This window comes from Flavobacterium pectinovorum (assembly GCF_006438875.1).
Classification (GTDB): domain Bacteria; phylum Bacteroidota; class Bacteroidia; order Flavobacteriales; family Flavobacteriaceae; genus Flavobacterium; species Flavobacterium pectinovorum_A.
The window spans coordinates 36,338-58,889 of record NZ_RCZH01000002.1 but is presented as its reverse complement, the minus strand read 5'-3'; the positions used below and the strand labels follow the sequence as shown (position 1 = coordinate 58,889).

Genomic DNA, 22,552 nt, shown 5'->3' with positions numbered 1-22,552 from the left:
ATGAACGAAGAACGCTATATATTATTCGATCAATATCTTCAAGGCGAACTAACGGTTGATGAAAGAAATGGTTTTGAAAATCAATTATCTCAAGATCCCGAAATGGCAGCTGAATTTGAGACTTTCAAAAATCTGCATGTCCAACTGGAAGATAAATTTGGATATGAAGAAGAAAGAGAAGCGTTTAAAGCCAATTTGAAAACCATTTCAGACAAACACTTCAACACCAGTAAACCAAAAGTTATAGGATTAAATGCCTGGTATTTTGCGGCAGCGGCATCTGTGCTGATTTTATTTGGATTGTTCTTCTTTAATTACAATCAGAATCCGGTTTTTGAAGATTATAACCATCCGGAACAAGCTTCTTTTACGGAGAGAGGAGAAACACAGGAAACAATGCAACAAGCACAAACTGCTTTTAATGAGCGACAATATGCAGAAGCAATTCCGCTTTTTGAGTCCATTTTAAAAGAAAAGAAAACTCCTGAAGTTCAGTATTTTTATGGTATTTCTTTATTAGAAGAAAGTCATTACAAAAAAGCCGAAACGGTTTTTAATGAATTAATTTCCGGAACTTCTGTCTATAAAGATAAAGCTAAATGGAATCTTGCCTTATCCAAATTAAAACAAAAAGATTATAAAGGATGCAAAGAAACCCTTCAGACAATTTCTCAGGATTATGAAAATTACGATGATGTTCAGAATCTTCTGGACGACTTAGATTAGATATGAATCTGCACAATGCATAAAGAATTACACAGAGATTCGCAAAGTTTTAAAAGCTTTGCGAATTTTTTTTGCGTCCAAACTTTTGTCAAGTTTTAAATTTTGACAAAAGATTGTTTAAAATAACAATAAAAAAAATCCGTTTTTAATCTGCGTTTTCACGAAGTGAATCCGTTAAATCCGTGTGCCATTTACCTGCAAAATTCTCTTTTACGTAAACCCGTAATTAAATTTGAAATTTTAGTTCTAAATTCGATTTCAATTTTATAAAAACTAACCAAAACCAATCTACAATTCTAACCATTATTGAATGAAAAAAATTACCCTCTTTTTTCTCTTAGTTCTTACACAAATTGCCTTTGGCCAAGCCAAAATTAACGAAACCGAAAAGCTTGCCGCAACCTGCAAAGTTTGGGGTTTCCTAAAATATTATCATCCAAAAGTAGCCAATGGCGATTTTAATTGGGATCAAAAGCTTCTTGATATTTTACCTAAAATTGAAAAAGAACAAACCCAAAAAGAATTCTCATTGATTCTCGAAGACTGGATAGACAGTCTTGGTACAATAAAAGAAATAGCGCCAATTGCTCAACCAAAAGACACGGAATATTTTGATAAAAACTTTGATTTAAGTTGGTTTAACAATAAGCTGTTCTCGAAAAAACTTTCTAAGAAATTGAAATTTATAGAAGACAATAGATTTCAAGGGGAACAATTTTATATTTATGCTGCAGAAAGTGTTGGGAATGTTGGTCTCAAAAACGAAAGCAATGATAATCCTGATTTTACAGATAAAAATTCAAAACTTCGAATGATATTTATGTTATGGAATTTAGTAGAATATTATTTTCCGTACAAATATCAAATGGATCAGAAATGGGATACGACCTTAGAAAAAACAATTCCTCTAGTTATTGCGTCTAAGAATTCAGCTGAATTTTCTTTGGTGATAAGAAAATTGATGTCCAAAATTGATGACAGCCACACGGAAGTTTATGTATATCCAACTTCAGCTGTAGTAGTGCCTAATAAATATTTTCCTGCCGATGGAAAGATAATCGATGATAAAATAGTTGTGACCGAAATTTTAGGCGATAGTCTGGCGCAGGCAGATGATATAAAAATTGGCGACGTAATTACGAAAGTAAATGATAAAACAATAAAAGAAATTATTGCAGAAAACAGAGAATTTTATTGTGCTTCTAATAATTCTAAATATTTAGACAAGCTGGTTGGGCAAATGTTAGTAAGCAAATCGGATACTGTTAAAGTTGAGTTTCTTAAAGAGGGTAAATACAGTACAAGAACAATGACATGGTTTGATTATCATGATTCTCATAGAAATGAATTTAAGAAAGGAGCAAAGAAAAAGAAAGAGAGATTTAAATTATTAGAGAATAACATTGGCTATGTTGATATGGGAATTATAACGGAGAAAAACATTCCTGATATGATCGAAGCATTAAAAGACACTAAAGCAATTGTTTTTGATATAAGAAATTATCCGAAAGGAACTTGTAGGGAAATATCAAATTTTTTAAATTCTCAGGAAAGAAAATTTGCCATTTATACGATTCCGGATTTGAATTATCCCGGAAGATTTACTTGGGGCAACGGAACTTCAAGCGGGTTTGATAACAAGGATAATTACAAAGGAAAAGTAATTGTTTTACTTAACGAGAAGACTCAAAGTCATGCAGAATGGACAGCGATGAGTTTTCAGGCTTCAGGTAAAACTACTGTTATTGGAAGTCAGACCTCGGGAGCAGATGGAAATGTCTCTGTATTTGATTTCAAAGGATTTCGCACATTATTCTCCGGAATTGGCGTTTTTTATCCGGACAAACGAGAAACACAAAGAATAGGAATCGTTCCGGATATTGAAGTAAAACAAACTATAAAAGGAATTCAGGAAGGAAAAGACGAGGTTATGGATCGTGCTTTACTATTTATTGAAACAGGAAAATAATATTTTAGTTTTTTTGTCTTTCCGAGGAACGAGGAATCTTCGCGAGTAGCTCGACTATTTTGGGGAATACGTTGTGTTAGTTTCTTGTGGAGATTCCTTGTTCCTCGGAATGATAAGTTTGAGTTCAAACCTTTGTCAAAGTTTTTAAACTTCGACAAAGGTTTCCGTTTTTAATAGACTTAACACGAAGAAAAAAAATCCGCATAAATCCGCGTTTTCATGAAGTGCATCCGTGTCATCCGCGAGCCATTTTACACAAATTGGGAAAGTTTTTATTATTGTCGTAATTTTGAGCCTTTAAAAATTACAAAAATTGAATTCAACACCCATAATTACCGATACGCACACCCATTTATATTCAGAAGAATTTGATCAGGATCGCGACGAAATGATGCAAAGAGCAATAAATGCCGGAGTAACACGTTTTTTTATCCCTGCAATTGATGCCGCTGCAACGCAATCTATGTATGATTTAGAAAAAAATTATCCAGATTATGTGTTTTTAATGATGGGTTTGCATCCCACTTACGTGAAAGATAATTACGAAGAAGAGTTGAAACATGTAGAAACTGAACTGGCAAAAAGAAAATTTTATGCCGTTGGCGAAATCGGAATCGATTTGTACTGGGATAAAACGCATCTTAAAGAACAGCAAATAGCTTTTAAGAGACAAATTCAGTTAGCAAAACAATACAAATTGCCAATCGTGATTCATTGTCGTGAAGCTTTTGATGAAATTTTTGAAGTCCTGGAAGAAGAGAAATCAGATGATTTGTTTGGAATTTTTCATTGTTTTTCGGGAACGCACGAACAAGCGCTTCAGGCGATATCTTACAATATGAAACTGGGAATTGGAGGAGTTGTGACGTTTAAAAACGGAAAAATCGATCAGTTTTTAAATCAAATCGATCTAAAACATATCGTTTTAGAGACAGATTCGCCATATTTAGCGCCAATTCCGTATCGTGGTAAACGTAATGAAAGCAGTTATTTGGTGAATGTTATTAGCAAATTAGCCGATATATATGACGTTTCCGAAGAAGAAATAGCAGAAAAAACAACACAAAATTCTAAAGACGTTTTTGGGATTTAATTTTTACCTTACAATAGTTTAATTTTTTTTTTGTTCTTTTGCCCACTTAAAACCAATATTAATAATGCAGAAATTTGATGCCATTCGACCGTTTTATGATTCTGAAATAAATGAAGCACTTCATGATGTTGTCAATCACCCGATGATGAAAACCATGATGAACTTTACTTTTCCGGAAGTAGAAGATGAGGTTTGGAAAGAGCAACTTAAGAAAACACATTCGATTCGTGATTTTCAATGCAACTTTATTTATAATACGATACAAAGGGTTTTGGAGAAAAGTTCTGAAGGACTTACGACTTCAGGATTTGAGAAATTGGAGAAAAACACTTCTTATTTGTTTATTTCTAATCACAGAGATATTCTTTTAGATACAACCTTATTAAATGTTTGTCTTTTTGAGCACGGATTAGTCATGACAGCATCTGCAATTGGTGATAATTTGGTTAAAAAAGCATTCTTAAGCACATTGGCAAAACTAAACAGAAACTTTTTGGTTCTTAGAGGTTTAACGCCAAGAGAAATGTTGCAAAGTTCGAAATTGCTGGCCGAATATATGGGGCAATTATTGCTTCGCGAAAATCGTTCGGTTTGGATTGCACAAAGAGAAGGACGTACCAAAGACGGAAATGACGAAACTAATCCAGGTGTTTTAAAAATGATTGGAATGGGTTCTGATGAAGCTAATTTAATGGATTATTTCAAAAAATTAAAGATTGTTCCGGTTTCGATTTCATATGAATATGATCCTACAGATGTTCTGAAAATGCCACAGTTAATGGCAGAAGCAAACAATGAGGTTTACGTTAAAGATAAAAACGAAGATTTCATGACCATTTTAAGTGGTATCATGGGAACTAAAAAAAGAATACACATTTCTGTTGGAGATGTTCTTGATACTGAAATTGATCAGATTGTGGCTGAAAATGACAACACAAACAAACAAATTCAGGCTTTGGCACAAGTTATTGACGATTCGATTTTGAGGAATTATCAATTATGGCCAACTAATTTTATCGCTTACGACATCTTAAACCAAACAGATAAATTTGCTCATTTATACAAAGAAAATGAGAAATCATTATTTGAGCGTCGTTTAGAAATGCGTATCGGAAGTGATAATCCAGTTACAAGACAAGGATTCCTTTGCATGTATGCAAATCCTGTTGTCAATAAATTAAAATACCAAGATGTCATCTAAAGCTAAAATATTGCTGATTTATACCGGCGGAACAATCGGTATGAGTAAAGATTTTGAAACTGGCGCTCTCAAAGCGTTCAATTTTGGTAAATTATTACAAAAAATTCCGGAAATCAAGCAATTGGATTGTGAAATTGAATCAGTTTCATTTGAAAACCCCATAGATTCATCGAACATGAATCCTGCAATGTGGACAAAAATTGCGGAGATAATTGAAGAAAACTACATTGCTTATGACGGATTTGTAGTGCTTCATGGTTCTGATACCATGTCGTATTCTGCATCTGCATTGAGTTTTATGTTAGAGAATTTGACAAAACCGGTTGTGTTTACAGGTTCACAATTGCCAATTGGTGATTTGCGTACCGATGCTAAAGAAAACCTGATTACGGCAATTCAGATTGCTTCACTTCAGGAAAACGGAAAGCCGGTAATCACCGAAGTTTGTTTGTATTTTGAATATAAATTATACCGAGGAAATAGAACTTCGAAAGTAAATGCAGAACATTTTAAAGCCTTTACAGCACCAAATTACCCTGAATTGGTAGAATCTGGAGTTCATCTTAAATTAAACAGACATTTATTTCTTCCTGTAAAAACAGATGCAAACTTGATTGTTCATAGAAACTTAGACAGTCATGTTGCCATAATAAAAATGTTTCCGGGAATGAGCGAAATTGTTCTATCGTCAATTCTTGCCATTAAAGATTTAAAAGGAATAGTATTAGAAACTTACGGTTCCGGAAATGCACCAACAGAAGATTGGTTTTTGAATTTAATTCAGAAAGCGATTCAGTCCGGTTTACACATCGTGAACGTTACGCAATGTTCTGGCGGAAGCGTTAATATGGGGCAATACGAAACCAGCACTGCTTTAAAATCTCTGGGAGTTATCTCAGGAAAAGATATTACAACCGAAGCCGCAATTACAAAACTAATGTATTTGTTGGGACATAATATTCCTCAAAATGAGTTTAAAAACGTCTTCGAAACGTCTTTGCGTGGAGAGATTTCACTTTAAAATTTTTTACCATATAAGTGGTTTTTCTTTATCTTATAAAGTGATATAAGTTCATATTAGTTTGAGTTTAAAAATGAATTTGAGGTAGTTTTGTTATTTCTATGATAAAAATTATTTGTTCGTTTAATGGATTAATCCTGAAGCTTCGGAACGTTGTTACAATATAAATTATTCCTCTGGATTTTTTTTAGAGTTCCGTAGGAACAATATATTGTAGGATGGATTTTAATCCATCATTCGCAATGTGAACCCAATCTTGTCATTTCGACCGAAGGGAGAAATCACACTCGTAATTCGACAAAGATTTGCTTTTAGGAACGGAGTTTCTAGTGTGATTTCTCCTCTGTCGAAATGACAAGTTTGTGCACAATGCTGAGTTTTTTAAGCTTGACTTATAATTTCTTATATCACTTATATGGTGGAAAAGATCAATCTTTATAACGAACCTGACAAGTTTCCAAATCTTCCTGAGAACTACGATTTTTATAATACACATACACAATTACCGAAATAATACAGATAATACCCTGAATTGCAACCGTATTTCTTGTTCCTATAATGTGAGAAACATAACCAATAATCAAACTTCCCACAGGAATCATTCCCTGATAGGCCATTAAATAATAACTAATACTTCTGGATCGCATATTTACAGTACTTTGCGTCTGAACATAAATGTTTATCGATGAGGTTTGTGCCATCATTCCTACGCCGCTCAAAGCCATGCAAATAAGCGCAACAGTTAAGCTATTTGAGTAAGCAAGTATGATAATGCTAAAGCCCATTAATAAGCTCGCAGAAATCATTATTTTGCCCATATTATCGGCTTTTTTAAGATTGGCAAGATAAATAGCGGAAAGTATAGAACCAATTCCGGCAGCGCTTTCGAACCAACTGAAAGTCTGCGCATTTCCGCTAAAGATATCTTTGGCAAAAACGGGCATTAAAGTATTAAAAGAAATAACGAACAAACTGCTGCACATAAGCATTAAAAGCATTTTTGCCATTTCGGTTTCTTTTTTCACATAATCCAAACCTTCAATAAAATCATCCAGCATTTTCATTTTATTTGTTGCTTTAATATGCGGTGTAATTTTCATCATAAATAAAGAAATCAAAACCGGGATATAGCTTAAGAAGTTTCCAATAAAACAAATGTCTTCACCGTAATTGTGCAAAATAATTCCCGCCAAAGCAGGACCTGCAATACGGGCAAAATTATTTAAGGTTGAGTTTAAAGCAACGGCGTTTGGTAAATCTTCTTTATCATCGACAATATCAATCATCATCGTTTGGCGACAAGTCATATCAAAAGAGTTTATGATTCCCTGAAAAAGACTTAAGGCAAGAATAAAGTTGATGTTGTAAATTTTTAAGTAAATCAATAAGGCCAAAGCACCGGCTTGAAGCATTGCCAAAGATTGTAATAAAATCATGGCTTTGTGTCGGTCATAACGTCCAATAATACTTCCGGCGAGAGGCGCCAGAAATAAAGACGGAATCATACTTAAAAAGGTGGTTAAGCCAAGTAAAAAAACAGAACCCGTAACGCTGTAAACCATCCAACTTACTGCTGTTTTTTGAAGCCAGGTTCCAATTACAGAAACAGATTGTCCATAAAAGAATAATTTGAAGTTTTTTGATTTTAACGCTTTAAACATGATGCCTGATATTTTTTTACAAAGTTCGGGATTATGATTTCATTAGAAAAATTAATAATTTTACTGATAATAAGTAGTAAAACTTATCAATATGGAAATTTATCAATTAGAATATTTCATTAAAACGGCTGAGGTTCTTCATTTTACTAAAGCTGCCGAATTGTGTTTTGTAACGCAATCCGGACTTTCGCAACAAATAAAAAAACTGGAAGAAGAACTCGGAATGCCTTTGTTTATAAGGATTGGCAAGAAAGTTCAGCTTACAGAAGCGGGATCTGTTTTCCTGATTCATGCCAAACAAGTCATCGAAAATGTTCAAAGTGGTAAACAAGCTATTGATGATTTGAACGAAATGATTGGCGGAGAATTGCGAATTGGCGTGACGTATATTTTTGGACTTTTGGTTTTGCCAATTGTCAATTTGTTCGCAAAAAAGTATCCGAATTTAAAAATCGTCGTAGAATATGGCTCAACAGAACCGTTAGAACACAAATTATTGAATAATGAATTAGACTTGGTTTTGGTAATTTCGTCTAAAGAAATAAAAGAAACCATTCAGAAGATTCCATTGTTTACTTCAAATCTGGTTATGGCAGTTGCAAAAACACATCCATTGGCGGTTTTGGATAAAATTTCGTTTAAAAAAATAGGAGATCATCCGCTTGTTTTGCCCGTAAGAGGATTTAGTTCGAGGGAATTTCTGGACGAATTGTTTTTGAAAAATAATATGAAGCCAAAAGTTTCAATAGAATTAAACGCCGTTCATGCACTTTTGCAATTGGTAGAAGAAAGTGATTGGGTTACAATTGTAACCGAGAAAGCCCTAAAAGGCTGGGATAATCTAAAAGCAATTGCGATTACGGGAGTTCCTACCCAAAGAGAATCCTTCATGTTGACGATTGAAGGAGCTTATCAAAAAAAGGCAGTAAAACTGTTTATGGAAGAATTTAGAAAAAGTATGTAAAAGACCAAAGGTTGCCACGAATTTGCTTCGCCTGTTCGCTATCGCTCGGGTCACGAATTTACTCGAATTTCTTAGCTTGAACATATAAAAATTAGTGTAAATTCGTGGAATTGCTTCGCCTGTTCGCTATCGCTCGGGTCGTGGCAAAAAAACAGAAATTCGTGGCGAAAAATAAAATCAAAAGTCTTCTAAACTAATGTTGATTTTGTTTTTCTACCTCAGTTTTTTTTATGTTATTTGCAAACCTAATTAGAGAGGTGTCCGAGTGGTTTAAGGAGCTAGCCTGGAAAGCTAGTATATGGGTAACTGTATCGAGGGTTCGAATCCCTTCCTCTCTGCCAAAACTCCGTTAACGTCAATAATATATGGCGTTAACGAGTTTTTTTTTAAAAGTACGTGTCAAATTTGTGTCAAATTGTTATAGTTTAAAAAGCGAGAGTTTTTTAAGCCATAAAAAAAAATGCCAAATTCAAAAAAAAACCTTCCCACACGTAATAAAAGCATTGCTTTTATAGATTATAAACCCGCAGAACTTCGAACTAATAAAGATTGGGTGATTGTGTATTACGCAAAGAACCCAGTAAACGGAAAATTGGAATTGCAACGCTTGCGAGTTCCGGTAATTAGTAATAAGACCGAGAGACTTAAACACGGTAAAAAAATAACTCTTGAAATAAACAATAAGTTGTCGGCCGGGTGGTCGCCATTTTTTGAACAAACTGGAAAGAATTATAAAACTTTTCAGGATGTAATCAATGCGTTTTTGAAACAATTAAAAAAGCAGCTAAAAGATAATGTGATAAGGGAAGACACTGTGAGAACCTACAGTTCTAATCTAAATTTATTTCAACAGTTTTTTATTGAAAAACATATTAAAATTACTTTTGCGATAGAGATAAATAAAAAAATATGCGTGCAGTATTTGGACTGGGGATATGTTGATAGAAATAATTCTCCACGCACAAGAAACAATCATCTGAATTTTATAAAGCTATTTTGTGAGTTTTTGGTCAGTAGAGGCGTTTTAAGTGAAAATCCAACGGCAGGTATTCAGCCTATGAAATCACCGCCTAAAAAGAGGAATATTTTACCCGTACAAATCAAAAATGCCGTTCAGGAAAAACTACAGTCTTACGACAACAGTTTTTACACTTTATGCATGACAACCTATTTTTGTCTAATAAGAAATACAGAATTAAGAAAAATTAAAGTAAGTGCCATTAATCTGGAAGATAGTTCAATTTTTTTATCGGAGGAAATCTCTAAAAATAAAAAAGACGAAACAATAACAATACCTTCTCAGTTTTTGCCTCTTTTAATAAAACACCTTGAAAAATCAAAGCCTAATGATTACCTTTTTTCTAGCGACAATTTTAAATCTGGTTCGGTGCAAATGCCAGTAAGAAAAATTGCAACGGCTTGGGAAAAATTAAGACAGGATTTGAGTCTTGAAAGTAAGTATCAATTTTATTCTTTAAAAGATACAGGAATTACAGATTTATTAAACAGCGGGATTCCGGCAATAAAAGTTCGTGACCAAGCCCGGCATTATGATATTAAAATAACTGAATTATACACGCCAAGGAATAACGGATGTGATGCAACAATCAAAGACGCAAAAGTGAAATTTTAAATTAATTAGTAACACGCCAAGGTACGGTATACAAAAAAAATGTAAACATTGTAAACAATTGAATTTATTTACACAAATGGCTGTTAGTCAATGTTTTAATCTGTTTACAAAACGTTTACAAACTAATTTTTGACTGTTTTTGTTTATAAACATTGGCTAAAAAATTTATAAACATTGGGGGATAGGGGGGTAAAAATAAGGGTCTTAAAATTAACAAAATGTAGACTTTTAATCAAGATATCAGCTCCGGATCTTTTTCCAGGTTCACAAAAAAATCTACATTTAAATAATTACCAAGCAAACGTAATGTAGATTTTTTTCGCTCAGATCCGTGCCGGCGCTTTTTCCAGAAACGAATAAAAATCTACATTTAATTAGTTACCTATTAAATGCAATGTAGACTTTTTTTAACGAGCTTCGTTTCTGCAGATCTTTTGGCCAAGCAAAAAAATCTACTTTTCACTTATTTTTTAAACAAAAAAAATCGCATTACATTTCTGTAACACGATTTTCTAACTAAAAACAAAAAACTATGAAACCTGCGAAGGAGATTCAAACATTATAGTCAAATAATATTCGGGGAGATTTATTTCTATTCCGTTCTCTGCGGGACTTGCTACATCTTGCTTTAATTTTGGCATTTCAAAATTTGGGGCTTGAAGTGGAGGTAAATTAGTATGATGATGCGCTATAAAAAACTCATTAGTCCTTACATCTAAAAAAATTTCAACTGTGATCCTTTTTCCAGTTCCTACTATTGCTAAATTATTAGGGCGTGGAGCAAACTTTATATACATATCCATGAATCTGAAAAAGGTATAAAAATCATACGTTCGTGTGGCTGGATAACTCAAATTACTGAATTGATGCATACTTCGATTGTTAAAAGAATCATTATTAATTACCTTGTAACTATCTGCATTAATTGACGTGTCAAAAATCATAGAAAGCCTAACAATAAAAGGATTGTAGGTTGGTTCATAGTAGCTTGCGTCGCATAAATAAGGATTTTTATATTTATGCAAATAAGGGTCGAAATTAATTACATTTACAGCCAGTGGAGAAGGAATTGAACTAGAAGAACCTTCAGAAGTGTAAAAGAATTTATCGGCTAATTCAATTAGAAACTCATTAAAATTCTCAGCGTAAATTTCAGGCTCACATAATGATTTGCTAATTTCTAAGTAACTTAAAACAAAAGGATTTTCCCCGTTTTCATTCTGAATTATAAAGAAATCTTTTTGGGATCGATCTTTAATAATATTTGAGGCAGGATTTAATGAAGCTAATAACGTATTATCCGCTATTTTGTAAACCCTAACGCTTCCCTGATCGTCTTTTATAAATTTTAAAATATTTACACTCATTTTTGTTTATTTTTATTAATTACCAAGTTGCTAAAGCACATCTTACCCATGTATTGGTTGCTGTACATATATAAATAAAAGTTGCTGTGATTCTGATTTCGCCCAGTACTCCTGTGGCTATTGCGCTTGCAGGAGCAGTATTCAAAGCGCTTATCTTGATTACTCCCGTAAATGTTGGATCAGCTACAGGCGCTTTAAGATTATTGGCTGTAGTAACAAATGCAGTCGTAGCCAAAGCCGTTGTGTTATTTCCTGCTGTTTGGGTAACACCAATTGTTCCCGTTGGCAATGTTGGCGCTCCTGTGAAAGCGGGAGAAGCCAAAGGAGCTTTTAAAGCATCATTACCATTTAGTTTATTTACAGCCTGCAAAATCGTATCGGTTGACGCAACAACGCCCGCACCCGAAACATAACCTGTCAATAATTTCGAGGTCACTACTGAACTGGCTAATGAAGTCGTATTACCAACACTGGTAACATCACCCGTTAAGTTAGCGTTTGTAGTTACTGTTCCCGCATTTCCTGTGATTCCGATCGCCCAAGTTCCTGACGCTCCCGAACCTGTTTTAGTTGGGGTATTATTCGCAATTTCCGTACTAACAAATGCTGTTGTCGCTAAAGCCGTTGTGTTATTTCCTGCGGTTTGGGTAGTGCCTATTGTTCCCGTTGGCAATGTTGGCGATCCTGTGAAAGCGGGAGAAGCCAAAGGAGCTTTTAAAGCATCATTACCATTTAGTTTATTTACAGCCTGCAAAATCGTATCGGTTGACGCAACAACGCCCGCACCCGAAACATAACCTGTCAATAATTTCGAGGTCACTACTGAACTGGCTAATGAAGTCGTATTACCAACACTGGTAACATCACCCGTTAAGTTAGCGTTTGTAGTTACTGTTCCCGCATTTCCAGTAATCCCAATTCCCCAAGTTCCTGACGCTCCCGAACCCGTTTTAGTTGGAGTATTATTAGCAATTTCCGTACTAACAAATGCTGTTGTCGCTAAAGCCGTTGTGTTGTTCCCTGCTGTTTGGGTAACGCCAATTGTTCCCGTTGGCAATGTTGGTGCTCCTGTAAAAACGGGAGAAGCTAAAGGCGCTTTTAACGCATCATTACCGTTTAATTTATTTACAGCCTGCAAAATCGTATCGGTTGGTGCAACAACGCCCGCACCTGAAACATAACCCGTCAATAATTTTGAGGTAACAATTGAACTGGCGAGTGAAGTCGTATTGCCAACACTGGTAACATCACCCGTTAAGTTAGCGTTTGTAGTTACCGTTCCCGAATTTCCCGTGATTCCGATCGCCCAAGTTCCTGACGCTCCCGAACCTGTTTTACTTGGTGCGTCGTTGGCTATTTCAGCATTAACAAATGCCGTTGTCGCCAAAGCCGTTGTATTATTTCCTGTTGCTTGGGTAACGCCAATTGTTCCTGTTGGCAATGTTGGCGCTCCTGTGAAAGCGGGAGAAGCTAAAGGTGCTTTTAAAGCATCATTACCGTTTAATTTATTTACAGCCTGTAAAATCGTATCGGTTGATGCAATTACGCCCGCACCCGAAACATAACCCGTCAACAATTTCGAGGTAACAACCGAACTCGCTAAAGAGGTGGTATTGCCAACACTGGTAACATCACCCGTTAAGTTAGCGTTTGTAGTTACCGTTCCCGCATTTCCTGTGATTCCGATCGCCCAAGTTCCTGACGCTCCCGCACCTGTTTTACTTGGCGTGTCATTGGCTATTTCAGCATTAACAAATGCAGTTGTCGCCAAAGCCGTTGTGTTATTTCCAGTTGCTTGGGTAACGCCTGTTGTTCCCGTTGGCAATGTTGGTGATCCTGTAAAAGCGGGAGAAGCTAAAGGCGCTTTTAAAGCATCATTGCCGTTTAACTTATTTATCGCCAGTAAAATGGTATCGTTTGGTGTTATTGTACCCGCACTTGAAAGATAACCTGTCAATAATTTTGCGGTAACATTAGTACTGGGCAATGAAACAACATTGCCAACACTGCTAACATCTCCTGTTAAGTTAGCGTTTGTAGTTACTGTTTCTGCATTTCCTGTAATGCTAATTGGCAAAGTTCCTGATAAATCATTTTGTCTCAAGAAAGGATTGACCGACAAATTAGAATAATCGCTTAAATCATTTTTTAAAATAATTTCATGGATTGCATTAGCTATTGCGTTACGATCAGAAATCCATTTTACACCATCCCAAGAGTACCAACCTTCGGGGTAATATGTACCGCCTAAAGAACTTGGCAACCAAGAAGTACCTTGCGATTGTCTAACATAGGATATGTCGCCTACATTTTCGCCTAAGATCAATTCGGAAAATGTTTCTACTTTTTGAAAGATAGGAACGCCCTGAAAGCTTTGCCCATTCTCGCTTATTTCAAAAAAAAAAGTTTCTTGATAGCTCTATCAAAAAATCATTAAAGTTTGTTGCGACAATAGGAGGCTCACACAATAAGCAATCTACCTCTTTGTATTTTAAAACAAAAGGATTCCTGCCAAAAGAAGCGTCAGACTGAATCTTAAACGTTTCTTTATTAGATGGGTCTTTTACCACATTTTGCGCAGGGTTTATTGACCACAAAAGGGAATTGTCTTGGGTTTTATACACCAAGACATTTCCCTTTTCATCCTTTATGAATTTTACTATAGCAGACATTTATCTTTTTTTAGTTTTTCTAACGGTCTTTTTCTTTGCTACTGGTTTCTTTTTCGCAACTGGTTTCGGGGTTACTTTTACAATTTTTCCTCCTGCTATGTATTTGTAACCTTTTTTGAGTGTGCCATCTGCTTTTAATCCAGTGGCTTTAACAACACCACTGCAAATTTTCTTTAAGCCTCTAACAGTTGGCTTTTTTGCAGTTGTTCTTTTAGCTGTCGTTTTTCTTTTCGTTGTTCTCATGTTTTTTGATTGATTTAGTTGATGATTATTTTTGAATTGTAGATTTTTTATTGAAATTAACATGGAGAAATGAGCATCCGGATTAAAAAAAAATCTACTTTTTACTTTATTAATTTACCGTGAACGATAATTTCTTCTTTGTTTTTGATTCTGTGCGATTCTCAGCCTGAATCGAGACAAGTTTTTTATTGAAAATATTAAACTTTAAGGTGTCAAGCGGTTTGCTTTGGTAACGGTTTTTATCCGCAAAAATGTAATTCTCTCTATAGTCTGATTTCTTTTCCGTAAATAAAACAACATCTGCATCAAATTGACTTTTAGAACCTCCACGCATTTTACCGTCTGTTGTTTGCTGAAAAATGACAATGAATAACTTCCCGTTGTATTTCTTTCTTAAATCCTTGTCAACTTCAAAACCTTTTTGCATTTCCTGCATTTTAGAGAAACTGTCAATTACAATGACATCATTATTTCTAATCAGTTTATCTAAATCTGCAACGCTTTTTATTACAGGTGCTTCGGTATCAATCAAAGCCTGATTGTTCAGGTACTCATTTGCTTTGTCATAATACAATGTACTTTCGGGATGCTCTTCGATACTGGCATGACCCACCTTGTAATTTTGAGCAAAAGTATTAATGAACTGAAAACACATTCTCGTTTTCATTGATCCCTGACCGCCTGTTAATGTGATTACAACGCTTTCTTTTTCCTGAATTTCAATTTTTCCTAAAAAGTCTGATATATCTTTATTATCAATCTTGAAATAGTTAACGTTTTTAGGTTTGTTAGCCATTTTATAGGCTAAGGAATTTTTATTAAGATTTGGCTTTGCAACAACTATTTTTTCCTTTGCAATGGGCTTTGCAATACTTTTTACAACTGTATTCTTTTTTATCATGGGCTTTGTAACAGCTTTGGTCACTGGCGCTTTTTTTATGACTTTAGTACGTTTTTTGTTTTTATTTGTATAAACCTCAAACAGATTTGTGATCGGGATTTTAAGGGGTGTTTTCTTAGTGACTTTCTTAACACCATTTAAACCGTATGGCTCAACAAGATTGTTTATTTCAATCAAAAAAGTATCATCTTTAAATGCCTGAAGTACCTTAATTACTCTTTTTGATATGATCGTGTTTTTTTCCTTTTCAGCCTTAATAAGTAAATCTTCTAAGGTTTTGCGAGAAACGATCAAACCATTTAAACTATTAAATTCTTGGGCTAGGGTCATGGAATTAAATTTTATGTTCAGTGCCTAAAATGCTTACGACGCTTTCAATTCTAATGTCTTTTAAATTAAAACTGTTTTGAATTGCTGATATAATTGTACTGGCAATCGTTTTAAGTTCTAACTGAATTGGAATATCGAAAAGCGTTGTGCTTCCATTGGCGGGAATAGTTATAGCATCCGTGTTTACCGTTGCAGTACCTAAAAGAATATTGTTTTTATCGTAAAATATAATTCTCTTGAGTTTAACAGCTACAATCTTAGCCGAGAAAACCTCCGATGTTGGATTGACTAATTTTATATCCAAATTAAACGTCACAAAAGGAGATCCTTCATTCCATTTGATATTGAATTTCTTTATCGCAGTTGGATAAATTTTTACAAATTGAAATCTTTCAATGATCTTCTGTACTTTGTATTCAATAAAAAAATAACCTGCAATTGCAACTATTCCCGCTCCGATAATTATTTTTTTAACGCTCATTTTCTAATTTTTTAAATGAAAATTCTACCAATTCTCCAACCCAAAAACAGGATTGCTAAACCTCCGATAAAAGCAAATATTTTAACCCATGCAGGGATGTACTTTTCCCTTATAATAATGGGTTCTACTTCCTTTTCTTTTTCCTTTTCTACTTTATTTACAGAGGTGATTTGCGCTTTTGTCTCAGCTTGTTTAAGAAGCACTACAATTTGTTTTAGGGCTTCATCGTACCGAACACTTGCTTCGTTGCTTCCTGATTTTTTATAACTGTTGAGTTGCCTTAAAACCTGATCGAGTGTTGCCTGAGTAATACTGTCACATTCGGGTTTTGCTGTTTTGACCTTTGCCACTTTTACAATAAGGCTGTCTAAAATTGCCCGATTTATTTCAGTAGTTTTTACACTGTCAGTTTTATGTTCTACACTGCGTTCGATGGTATGCACCGGATTAGGTTTTTTTGAACTACAGCGGGAAAATACAAACGCCAGTGACCAAGAAAGTAAGAGTATGAACAGGATTCTTAAAAATCCTTTAAATGGGTCATGATGATATAGATTTGTTTTCATTATTTTAGTTTTGTTTTGATTAAAATTTTTAGTCCGTTGAAAAAACTACTTATTAATTGCTCGACTTCACTATGGATTAAAGTACTAAGCGAACCGCCCCACGCACAAAGCACGAAAGTCAAAAATTTGCTAAGATTTAAAAACTCACTTGTGATAACATAAACTGAAATAGCAACAAAAACACTAACAATCCCCTCGGCTAAAATGTAACTAAGTGTTGCCTTTTTTCCTTTTTGTGTGGCATTGTAGATTTTGGTAAATATTCCCATTAGGATAACTATCCCCAGTAAAATGTAATCTCTCCAAATTTTCAACTCAAATAATAGTTCTCTCATGATTGTTTCGTGTTGTTAAAAGGTGATAGCCAATTAAAAGCGTAAGTGCGGATACTGTTAAAATTAGGTAAGGGTTTCGCTTTTTTTTTTAATAACTCAATGGTGATGTTTTGAGCTTTGTAAAATTTAAACTTGCTTATTCTGTCGGCTAATCCATTGGTTTTGCCGTTGATCTTCTGTGTGATCTTGGTAATTAAATTGGCATCTGCCAAAGAATTAAGGTCTTTATAAACAGAAAAAAACCAAGCTGCACAATCAATGGCAATACCGACCTGCAAAAGCAGATCAGGATTAGTAACAACATCATATCCCGAGTACTTTTTGTAGGCTTCGTAATTGGCTCTTCCTGTAAGCTGAATCAAACCACGTCCTCTAAATCTCCAACCGTCACCACTGGCAACATTTCCGTTACCGTTTGAATTGGCATACCCAATATTGGCGATCATTATTTGATTGGCGGGATGTGAAGCCGTACGCCCGTAAAGATTCCTTTGTACAACGGTCATACGGCTATTAAATGGACTTGTACTTGCAAGTCCCTCAGGGGTGTAATTCAGGTTTTCTACAAGCCTTGTAAAATTCCCCGATTCGTGGGAAAGTTGTGCTAAATAATGCGCAATTCTCAGCGGATTATTGATGTTATATTTTAAAAATGCTTTTAAAAATACATTGCTATTGTCTAAAATGAAACTCATTATAATATCACTTTTTTAGGTTCAGATTTCGGCAATAACAGTACAATTGCCAGTACTGCTAGTGCGCTTATCATTAAGGTTGATTGTGTCGTTGTTGGCATTTTAATACGCTTTTACCGCATTTGCGTTTACGAAATAGTAAACATTGTCACGTTTGATTAAATATTGCCCGCCTAATTTAGAAGCTACAAAAGTTCCGATGTACTGACCATAATTAAGGGAGTTTTTAAAAAAGGGTTTTGTACCGTCATTGAAATAAACCCCGCTTGCGGTTCTCTTGGCATTGAAAAGACTAACCTTATCCATGTTTGCCATTAATTTCTGACCGACTTTAGGAACAACAAGCGCCGTCGGAATAGCATTGATTACTTTGTTTACAACGGGTTTAGTAGTAATGTAACTGGCTAAACTAATCTTTACAACTCCTTTTTTACTTTGCAAAGCCTTTAGGGTGTTTGCTCCAAAATCTCCGTCAACGTTAACCCCTAAAAGCCTTTGCAATTCTCTTACTTCAAGACCTTTGCTACCTTTTGACAACACTTTGTTTCTGTCTAAAGATGCCCCTGCTTGTGGGGTAGGATTATCTATAACATTTGGCGGTTCGGGAATATCATCTAAGAGCAGATCATTGTCTTTTTCTTTTTTCTTTTTTTGCCAGTATAGAAATCCAATTGTTCCTAACGCAACTATTCCGCCTCCTATCAATAACTTATCTTCATTTTTCAATTTCATACTTTCCTGTTTTAAATTGTAGATTTTTTTTGCTCAGATCCGCAGCTGCAGTTTTTCCAGGCACGCAAAAAAATCTACATTTGAGTTTATAAATAGAGCGGGAATTTTTTTCTAAGAAGGCTGTATTCCGAATCGTTAAGTTCTTCTTTTAGCCAAGTTTTCAAAGGTAATTTTGTGCCTCCGATGGTATTATAACCTAATAAACGATTGTAATTTTTTAGCCCGAATGCCTTATTAATAAGTCCAAATTGTGCCTGTGTTACTCCTGTTAGAGTTTCAAAAATCAAGGTTTCATCTGTACCATTGTAGCGATTCATGGCATCGTACAATAAGGCTACTTTTTGACTGGCAGAAAAAGCAGGAACCGTATTAATGTCACCTTCATCGATATACTTTTTATTGCCACCTAAAACAGATTTTCCGTTTGAATTGGTTCTGGTCAAAAAGTAAACTCCCAAACCTAAAATAACCACTGAGGCGGTTACTATAACTATCTTTTTCTTTGTTGTCATCATTAGAAAAATCCTTTTATTAAAAATCTTAATTTGGCTATATCATCCTCTTTGAACTGATCCTGTAGCCATTCCACCAAATTCATTTTACTGAGTGTTGCACTTCGACGCTCTCCAAACTCATTGTACACCCGAATAAATCCGTTGTGATTAAGTCCTGTTAGGTTGTTTTCAACAGCGCTGTAATTTGCTCCAAATCCCAGTAAAGCAGTGTAGATGGCTTCGGCTCTCGCTCTTGCTTGGGTAACATTAATATTACTTGGTTTGTAGCGGGTATCTTCTTTTATCTTGGTAAATCCTTTTAAGAATTTAAAATAGATCACTGCAACGATTCCACCCACAAGCAAAACCTTTAAAAATGTAAATCCTGTACTGATTGCTTTTTCGGTTTTTTCTTGTGATTTTCCGATCATCTTTTGCCCCTGTGGACTTGTTAAAACACTGGCAATAACTGCGGGATTTCTTAGACCTTTTTGCTTCATTGTGTAAGGTTTTTAATTAGACAAAAAACCTTTAATCATGGGAAAATTGGTTTTTAACTGCTCAATGGCTTTTGGACTTTTTGAGAGTTCCGCCAGTTTTAAAAGCACATCATTATCAAGCTGTGCTAAATCTGTCAAAGCTTTTGTTTTGGCTTCTCTTGCAAAAAGATTTGCCGTTTTTACTTCAATTTGAATTGGGGTGTTTACGCTTCCCATAAATGGTATTTTTTTAATAGTTGTGCTAATTCTTCCGAAAACTCATTATTGTTGTTAAGCCCTTTGTTAATGCTGTTCAGAACTCCTACAACAGTATCGTCAAGGTGTTGCAAAGTCATTGCAAAATGTTGTTTTACTTCGCTTTCAAAGGTTTCAACTGGTGCGGAAAGCCCGACAGCAGGAACGCCTTTCACAAAACTGATCAGGGTTGGTAATTGTTGAATTGCCCCCATTAACATTTCCTGAGTGCCTTTACTTTTATTGACATCATATTTAGAAGCCAATTGTTCTTCCCTGATATCTTCATACTTTTTTTTGATTTCCTTATTCTCGGATTTCAAAAACTCGTTTTCTGTGTGTAGTCGGGATGCATCATTTTTGGCAACCATTAAATTCATAACATCAAGAGTGCCAAGACCAAATGAATTAGAGAAAATATCGGGTGTCTGAACTGGTTTTGCCTGCTGAACTTCCACAACCTGCGGTTTGTTCTGAGTTGAAAAATTCACATCGAAAGGCTCACCGTCAATTTTATAAGTGCTTCCGTTTTTACGCTTCAAAGTCAGGTTTAAATTTCGATGTCCTTTTGCAAAAATATCTTCAAAGAAATCTTCGGCACTTTCAAAATCATTCTTAATTTCCTGATGTGATTTATTTCTAAAAATCCATCTGTCTGCTTTTAAATCAAAAACCGAAACAGCCGAATATTTATCGGTATTTAATTTCTCTATCAGGTTGTCTAATTCTTGCATCTCAATGTCTTTTTATAAATAATATCTAACTCTCTTTTATTCCAACTTGAATTTTGAAAATCTCCTGATTCCGTATCGCCAAACCGAATGCTTAAATCGATTTTGGATTGCGACCCATCGGGAGTAACCAGAACAAAAGTTTCTTTGCTTGCGATTTCGAATTCATTGACAAAGACACTAACAACACCGTTATTTCTAACTTGCAGAGTAGTCACATTATCGACCGATATTTCTTTATCTTCTTTTAGTTTTAAAAAAACAACTCCTGTAATTTTAGTAATAATGCCTTGTGTCATTTGATCGTGATTTATTTACATTCAGGTTTAATTTTGTACATCAAAATCAAAGCGAAATAGGTTTCTTTTATAACAGGTACTTTGGTTTTTACTTTGAATTGAAAAGTTTTGTGTTCCGTTTCAAATAACAACGGTTTGTAACTATCGGCAAAACCTGAACCCTCTCTACGTTTCCAATGATCGATTGGTGTCGGTTTTGAAAAGGCTACACCACTATCATCAAAAATTCCAAATTCAGCGTAGTTATCTACATTTATATGATTGGTGTGTAATTCTGCGCCAAGGATAAAACCTGAATCCAGTGCGGTTGTGAAATCGACTTCTGTTTGTCCGACTGCTAACACCAAATTGATTACTTTTTCTCTTACTGCCATTTTATTGATTATTTAAAAAAAGCCGTAACCTTTACGTTTTACGGCTTTTTTAGATTTAGAAAAAATTTTGTTTGATTATAGTTTGGCTTGCGTTGCTCTGAATTCAAAACGAACGTTATGAGCTGTTACATTGTCAACTGGAACACCTTTAGGGTATTCAATTTCCATTTCAAACTCTAAGTTTGAACGCAAAAGCGGAGAAGTTGAAATTGCTCTGAACAAATTGTGAATATCACCTTCTCCTGAAAGATCAGTAATTGGCATATCAATAAGCACATTTCCTTCTTGTTTTAATCTGAATTCTGCATTTAAAAATGCCGGATCAAGATTTGTTCCATTGGCAGGAACCCATGTTGACGTTTTAATGTCTGCTTTTGAAGCTGAATCAACCAAAACTCTAACGCCATCAATAACATAATCACGTCCAGAGTTTAATTTGTTACCGTCTAAATTGGTAATTCCTACCTCACGTTTTGTATTCACGTCGATAATATCGACAGTTCCACCTTGTCCTTTGATTGCAACGTTTAAATAAAGCGTTTTATCGGTCAGGGCTACATTTCCTATTCTTGGGATTCCTGCGGTTGCTTTGGCTTTAATTGTTGCAGTTGCAGAAGCTAATTGTTGATTTCTCATTTTAATTGTTTTTTGATTGATGATTGATTTTTAATACAAGTTCTGAGCCTTGCTGATTTTTATTGTTGGTACAGTTCGTTGTAGATTTCTGTTTCAGGAGCATTTAATCCATTTTCTTCTCCGTAAACTTGTTCCGCTCCATTTAATCCGTTTTCTAAATAAAGGTCTTCCTCGGCTCCATGTAAACCATCGTCTACCAATTCGAAAACATTTCCTGCTTCGTCCATAAACTGACCGTTTAAACCTTGCTCGTCATACTGATAAAGTTGCCCGTCTGCCCCAACAAATTGACCGTTTAAGCCTTGCTCGTCAAATTGATAAAGTTGACCGTCTGCCCCAACAAACTGACCGTTTAAACCACTTTCATCAGGACAACCCAAACCAACAGCACCTTTTGCGAATTGTGAAAATTTGCTTGTACCTGAAAGGGATGTGCCTAAACTTTTGGCTGAAACTTTTTTAACTGCCAATAAGATTTGCACAACAGCGCTTCCCATCAATGCACCTTTAAGCAAGTTTGCTTTGGTTGTTGTTCCGCTTACTTTTGTTGCCCCAAACACGGAAACACCCGCTAAGGCAATATTCATAATCGGGCTGTCAGATGCAGGTAATAACGTACTTGCTCCATTTGATACCATACCGCCTAGTACCCCTCCTCCAATAATTACTACTTCTTTATTCATTTTTGATTAAT

General features: G+C 35.0%; 26 protein-coding genes and 1 tRNA gene. 8 read left to right on the top strand and 19 right to left on the bottom strand.

Going from position 1 to position 22,552, the window contains the following annotated elements; translation table 11 throughout:
- The 5 genes from EAH81_RS02615 (at position 1) to EAH81_RS02595 (ending at position 6,010) form a co-directional block, all read left to right on the top strand.
- Positions 1–726 (top strand): tetratricopeptide repeat protein, encoded by a 726-nt coding sequence (locus EAH81_RS02615; RefSeq protein ID WP_140503452.1) that lies wholly within the window; start codon positions 1–3, stop codon positions 724–726.
- Positions 727–1,036: 310 nt separating this feature from the next.
- Positions 1,037–2,695, top strand: coding sequence for a S41 family peptidase (locus tag EAH81_RS02610; RefSeq protein WP_140503449.1), 1,659 nt, complete (start codon positions 1,037–1,039; stop codon positions 2,693–2,695).
- Positions 2,696–3,008: 313 nt separating this feature from the next.
- Positions 3,009–3,788, top strand: a complete 780-nt coding sequence (locus tag EAH81_RS02605; RefSeq protein WP_140503446.1) for a TatD family hydrolase — start codon at positions 3,009–3,011, stop codon at positions 3,786–3,788.
- Positions 3,789–3,852: 64 nt separating this feature from the next.
- Positions 3,853–4,989, top strand: a complete 1,137-nt coding sequence (locus EAH81_RS02600) for a 1-acyl-sn-glycerol-3-phosphate acyltransferase (protein WP_140503444.1) — start codon at positions 3,853–3,855, stop codon at positions 4,987–4,989.
- Positions 4,979–6,010 (top strand): asparaginase, encoded by a 1,032-nt coding sequence (locus tag EAH81_RS02595; protein ID WP_140503441.1) that lies wholly within the window; start codon positions 4,979–4,981, stop codon positions 6,008–6,010. Before EAH81_RS02600 ends, EAH81_RS02595 begins: the two co-directional genes overlap by 11 nt.
- Before the next feature lie 428 nt (positions 6,011–6,438).
- Here the strand turns inward: EAH81_RS02595 and EAH81_RS02590 are convergent, their stop codons facing one another.
- Positions 6,439–7,671 carry an MFS transporter gene (locus EAH81_RS02590; RefSeq protein ID WP_140503439.1) on the bottom strand — a complete coding sequence of 411 codons (1,233 nt, stop codon included), beginning with the start codon at positions 7,669–7,671 and terminating at the stop codon, positions 6,439–6,441.
- A gap of 91 nt (positions 7,672–7,762) precedes the next feature.
- Here EAH81_RS02590 and EAH81_RS02585 point away from each other — a divergent pair, with 91 nt between their 5' ends.
- From EAH81_RS02585 to EAH81_RS02575, 3 genes are all read left to right on the top strand, one after another.
- A complete protein-coding gene (locus tag EAH81_RS02585; protein WP_140503436.1) occupies positions 7,763–8,635 on the top strand; it encodes a LysR substrate-binding domain-containing protein in 873 nt (290 codons plus the stop codon).
- A gap of 251 nt (positions 8,636–8,886) precedes the next feature.
- Positions 8,887–8,976: transfer RNA gene (locus EAH81_RS02580), tRNA-Ser, on the top strand.
- 119 nt (positions 8,977–9,095) lie between these two features.
- The gene (locus EAH81_RS02575; protein WP_140503434.1) at positions 9,096–10,268 is read left to right on the top strand and encodes a tyrosine-type recombinase/integrase; all 1,173 of its coding nucleotides are present in this window, start codon (positions 9,096–9,098) and stop codon (positions 10,266–10,268) included.
- A 530-nt stretch (positions 10,269–10,798) separates the two neighbouring features.
- On the opposite strand, the gene EAH81_RS02570 is transcribed toward EAH81_RS02575, so the two are convergent.
- The 18 genes from EAH81_RS02570 to EAH81_RS02485 form a co-directional block, all read right to left on the bottom strand.
- On the bottom strand, positions 10,799–11,635 hold the full coding sequence (locus EAH81_RS02570) for a hypothetical protein (RefSeq protein WP_140503432.1): 837 nt from the start codon (positions 11,633–11,635) through the stop codon (positions 10,799–10,801).
- 19 nt (positions 11,636–11,654) lie between these two features.
- Entirely contained in the window at positions 11,655–13,961 is a 2,307-nt protein-coding gene (locus tag EAH81_RS02565; protein WP_140503429.1) for a beta strand repeat-containing protein, read from the bottom strand.
- A 67-nt stretch (positions 13,962–14,028) separates the two neighbouring features.
- Entirely contained in the window at positions 14,029–14,307 is a 279-nt protein-coding gene (locus tag EAH81_RS02560; protein ID WP_140503427.1) for a hypothetical protein, read from the bottom strand.
- A complete protein-coding gene (locus EAH81_RS02555) occupies positions 14,308–14,550 on the bottom strand; it encodes a hypothetical protein (protein ID WP_140503425.1) in 243 nt (80 codons plus the stop codon).
- Between the two features lie 109 nt (positions 14,551–14,659).
- Positions 14,660–15,781: a hypothetical protein gene (locus EAH81_RS02550; protein ID WP_140503423.1), complete on the bottom strand. Its 1,122-nt coding sequence runs from the start codon at positions 15,779–15,781 to the stop codon at positions 14,660–14,662.
- Positions 15,782–15,785: 4 nt separating this feature from the next.
- Positions 15,786–16,262, bottom strand: a complete 477-nt coding sequence (locus tag EAH81_RS02545) for a hypothetical protein (protein WP_140503420.1) — start codon at positions 16,260–16,262, stop codon at positions 15,786–15,788.
- Between the two features lie 11 nt (positions 16,263–16,273).
- Positions 16,274–16,828 (bottom strand): hypothetical protein, encoded by a 555-nt coding sequence (locus tag EAH81_RS02540; protein ID WP_140503418.1) that lies wholly within the window; start codon positions 16,826–16,828, stop codon positions 16,274–16,276.
- Positions 16,828–17,163 carry a hypothetical protein gene (locus tag EAH81_RS02535; protein ID WP_140503415.1) on the bottom strand — a complete coding sequence of 112 codons (336 nt, stop codon included), beginning with the start codon at positions 17,161–17,163 and terminating at the stop codon, positions 16,828–16,830. The genes EAH81_RS02540 and EAH81_RS02535 overlap by 1 nt, the downstream gene beginning before the upstream one ends.
- Positions 17,160–17,858 carry a glycoside hydrolase family 19 protein gene (locus EAH81_RS02530; protein WP_140503413.1) on the bottom strand — a complete coding sequence of 233 codons (699 nt, stop codon included), beginning with the start codon at positions 17,856–17,858 and terminating at the stop codon, positions 17,160–17,162. The genes EAH81_RS02535 and EAH81_RS02530 overlap by 4 nt, the downstream gene beginning before the upstream one ends.
- Before the next feature lie 102 nt (positions 17,859–17,960).
- The gene (locus EAH81_RS02525; protein WP_140503411.1) at positions 17,961–18,590 is read right to left on the bottom strand and encodes a peptidoglycan-binding domain-containing protein; all 630 of its coding nucleotides are present in this window, start codon (positions 18,588–18,590) and stop codon (positions 17,961–17,963) included.
- An 86-nt stretch (positions 18,591–18,676) separates the two neighbouring features.
- Entirely contained in the window at positions 18,677–19,105 is a 429-nt protein-coding gene (locus EAH81_RS02520) for a hypothetical protein (protein ID WP_140503409.1), read from the bottom strand.
- Positions 19,105–19,584, bottom strand: coding sequence for a hypothetical protein (locus EAH81_RS02515; protein WP_140503407.1), 480 nt, complete (start codon positions 19,582–19,584; stop codon positions 19,105–19,107). Before EAH81_RS02515 ends, EAH81_RS02520 begins: the two co-directional genes overlap by 1 nt.
- Positions 19,585–19,596: 12 nt before the next feature.
- On the bottom strand, positions 19,597–19,800 hold the full coding sequence (locus tag EAH81_RS02510) for a hypothetical protein (RefSeq protein WP_140503405.1): 204 nt from the start codon (positions 19,798–19,800) through the stop codon (positions 19,597–19,599).
- On the bottom strand, positions 19,788–20,552 hold the full coding sequence (locus EAH81_RS02505) for a hypothetical protein (RefSeq protein WP_140503403.1): 765 nt from the start codon (positions 20,550–20,552) through the stop codon (positions 19,788–19,790). The genes EAH81_RS02510 and EAH81_RS02505 overlap by 13 nt, the downstream gene beginning before the upstream one ends.
- Positions 20,540–20,848 (bottom strand): hypothetical protein, encoded by a 309-nt coding sequence (locus EAH81_RS02500; protein ID WP_140503401.1) that lies wholly within the window; start codon positions 20,846–20,848, stop codon positions 20,540–20,542. Before EAH81_RS02500 ends, EAH81_RS02505 begins: the two co-directional genes overlap by 13 nt.
- A gap of 11 nt (positions 20,849–20,859) precedes the next feature.
- On the bottom strand, positions 20,860–21,222 hold the full coding sequence (locus EAH81_RS02495; RefSeq protein ID WP_140503399.1) for a hypothetical protein: 363 nt from the start codon (positions 21,220–21,222) through the stop codon (positions 20,860–20,862).
- A gap of 75 nt (positions 21,223–21,297) precedes the next feature.
- Positions 21,298–21,858 (bottom strand): hypothetical protein, encoded by a 561-nt coding sequence (locus EAH81_RS02490; RefSeq protein WP_140503397.1) that lies wholly within the window; start codon positions 21,856–21,858, stop codon positions 21,298–21,300.
- 59 nt (positions 21,859–21,917) lie between these two features.
- A complete protein-coding gene (locus EAH81_RS02485) occupies positions 21,918–22,541 on the bottom strand; it encodes a hypothetical protein (RefSeq protein WP_140503395.1) in 624 nt (207 codons plus the stop codon).
- Positions 22,542–22,552: the final 11 nt, after the last annotated feature.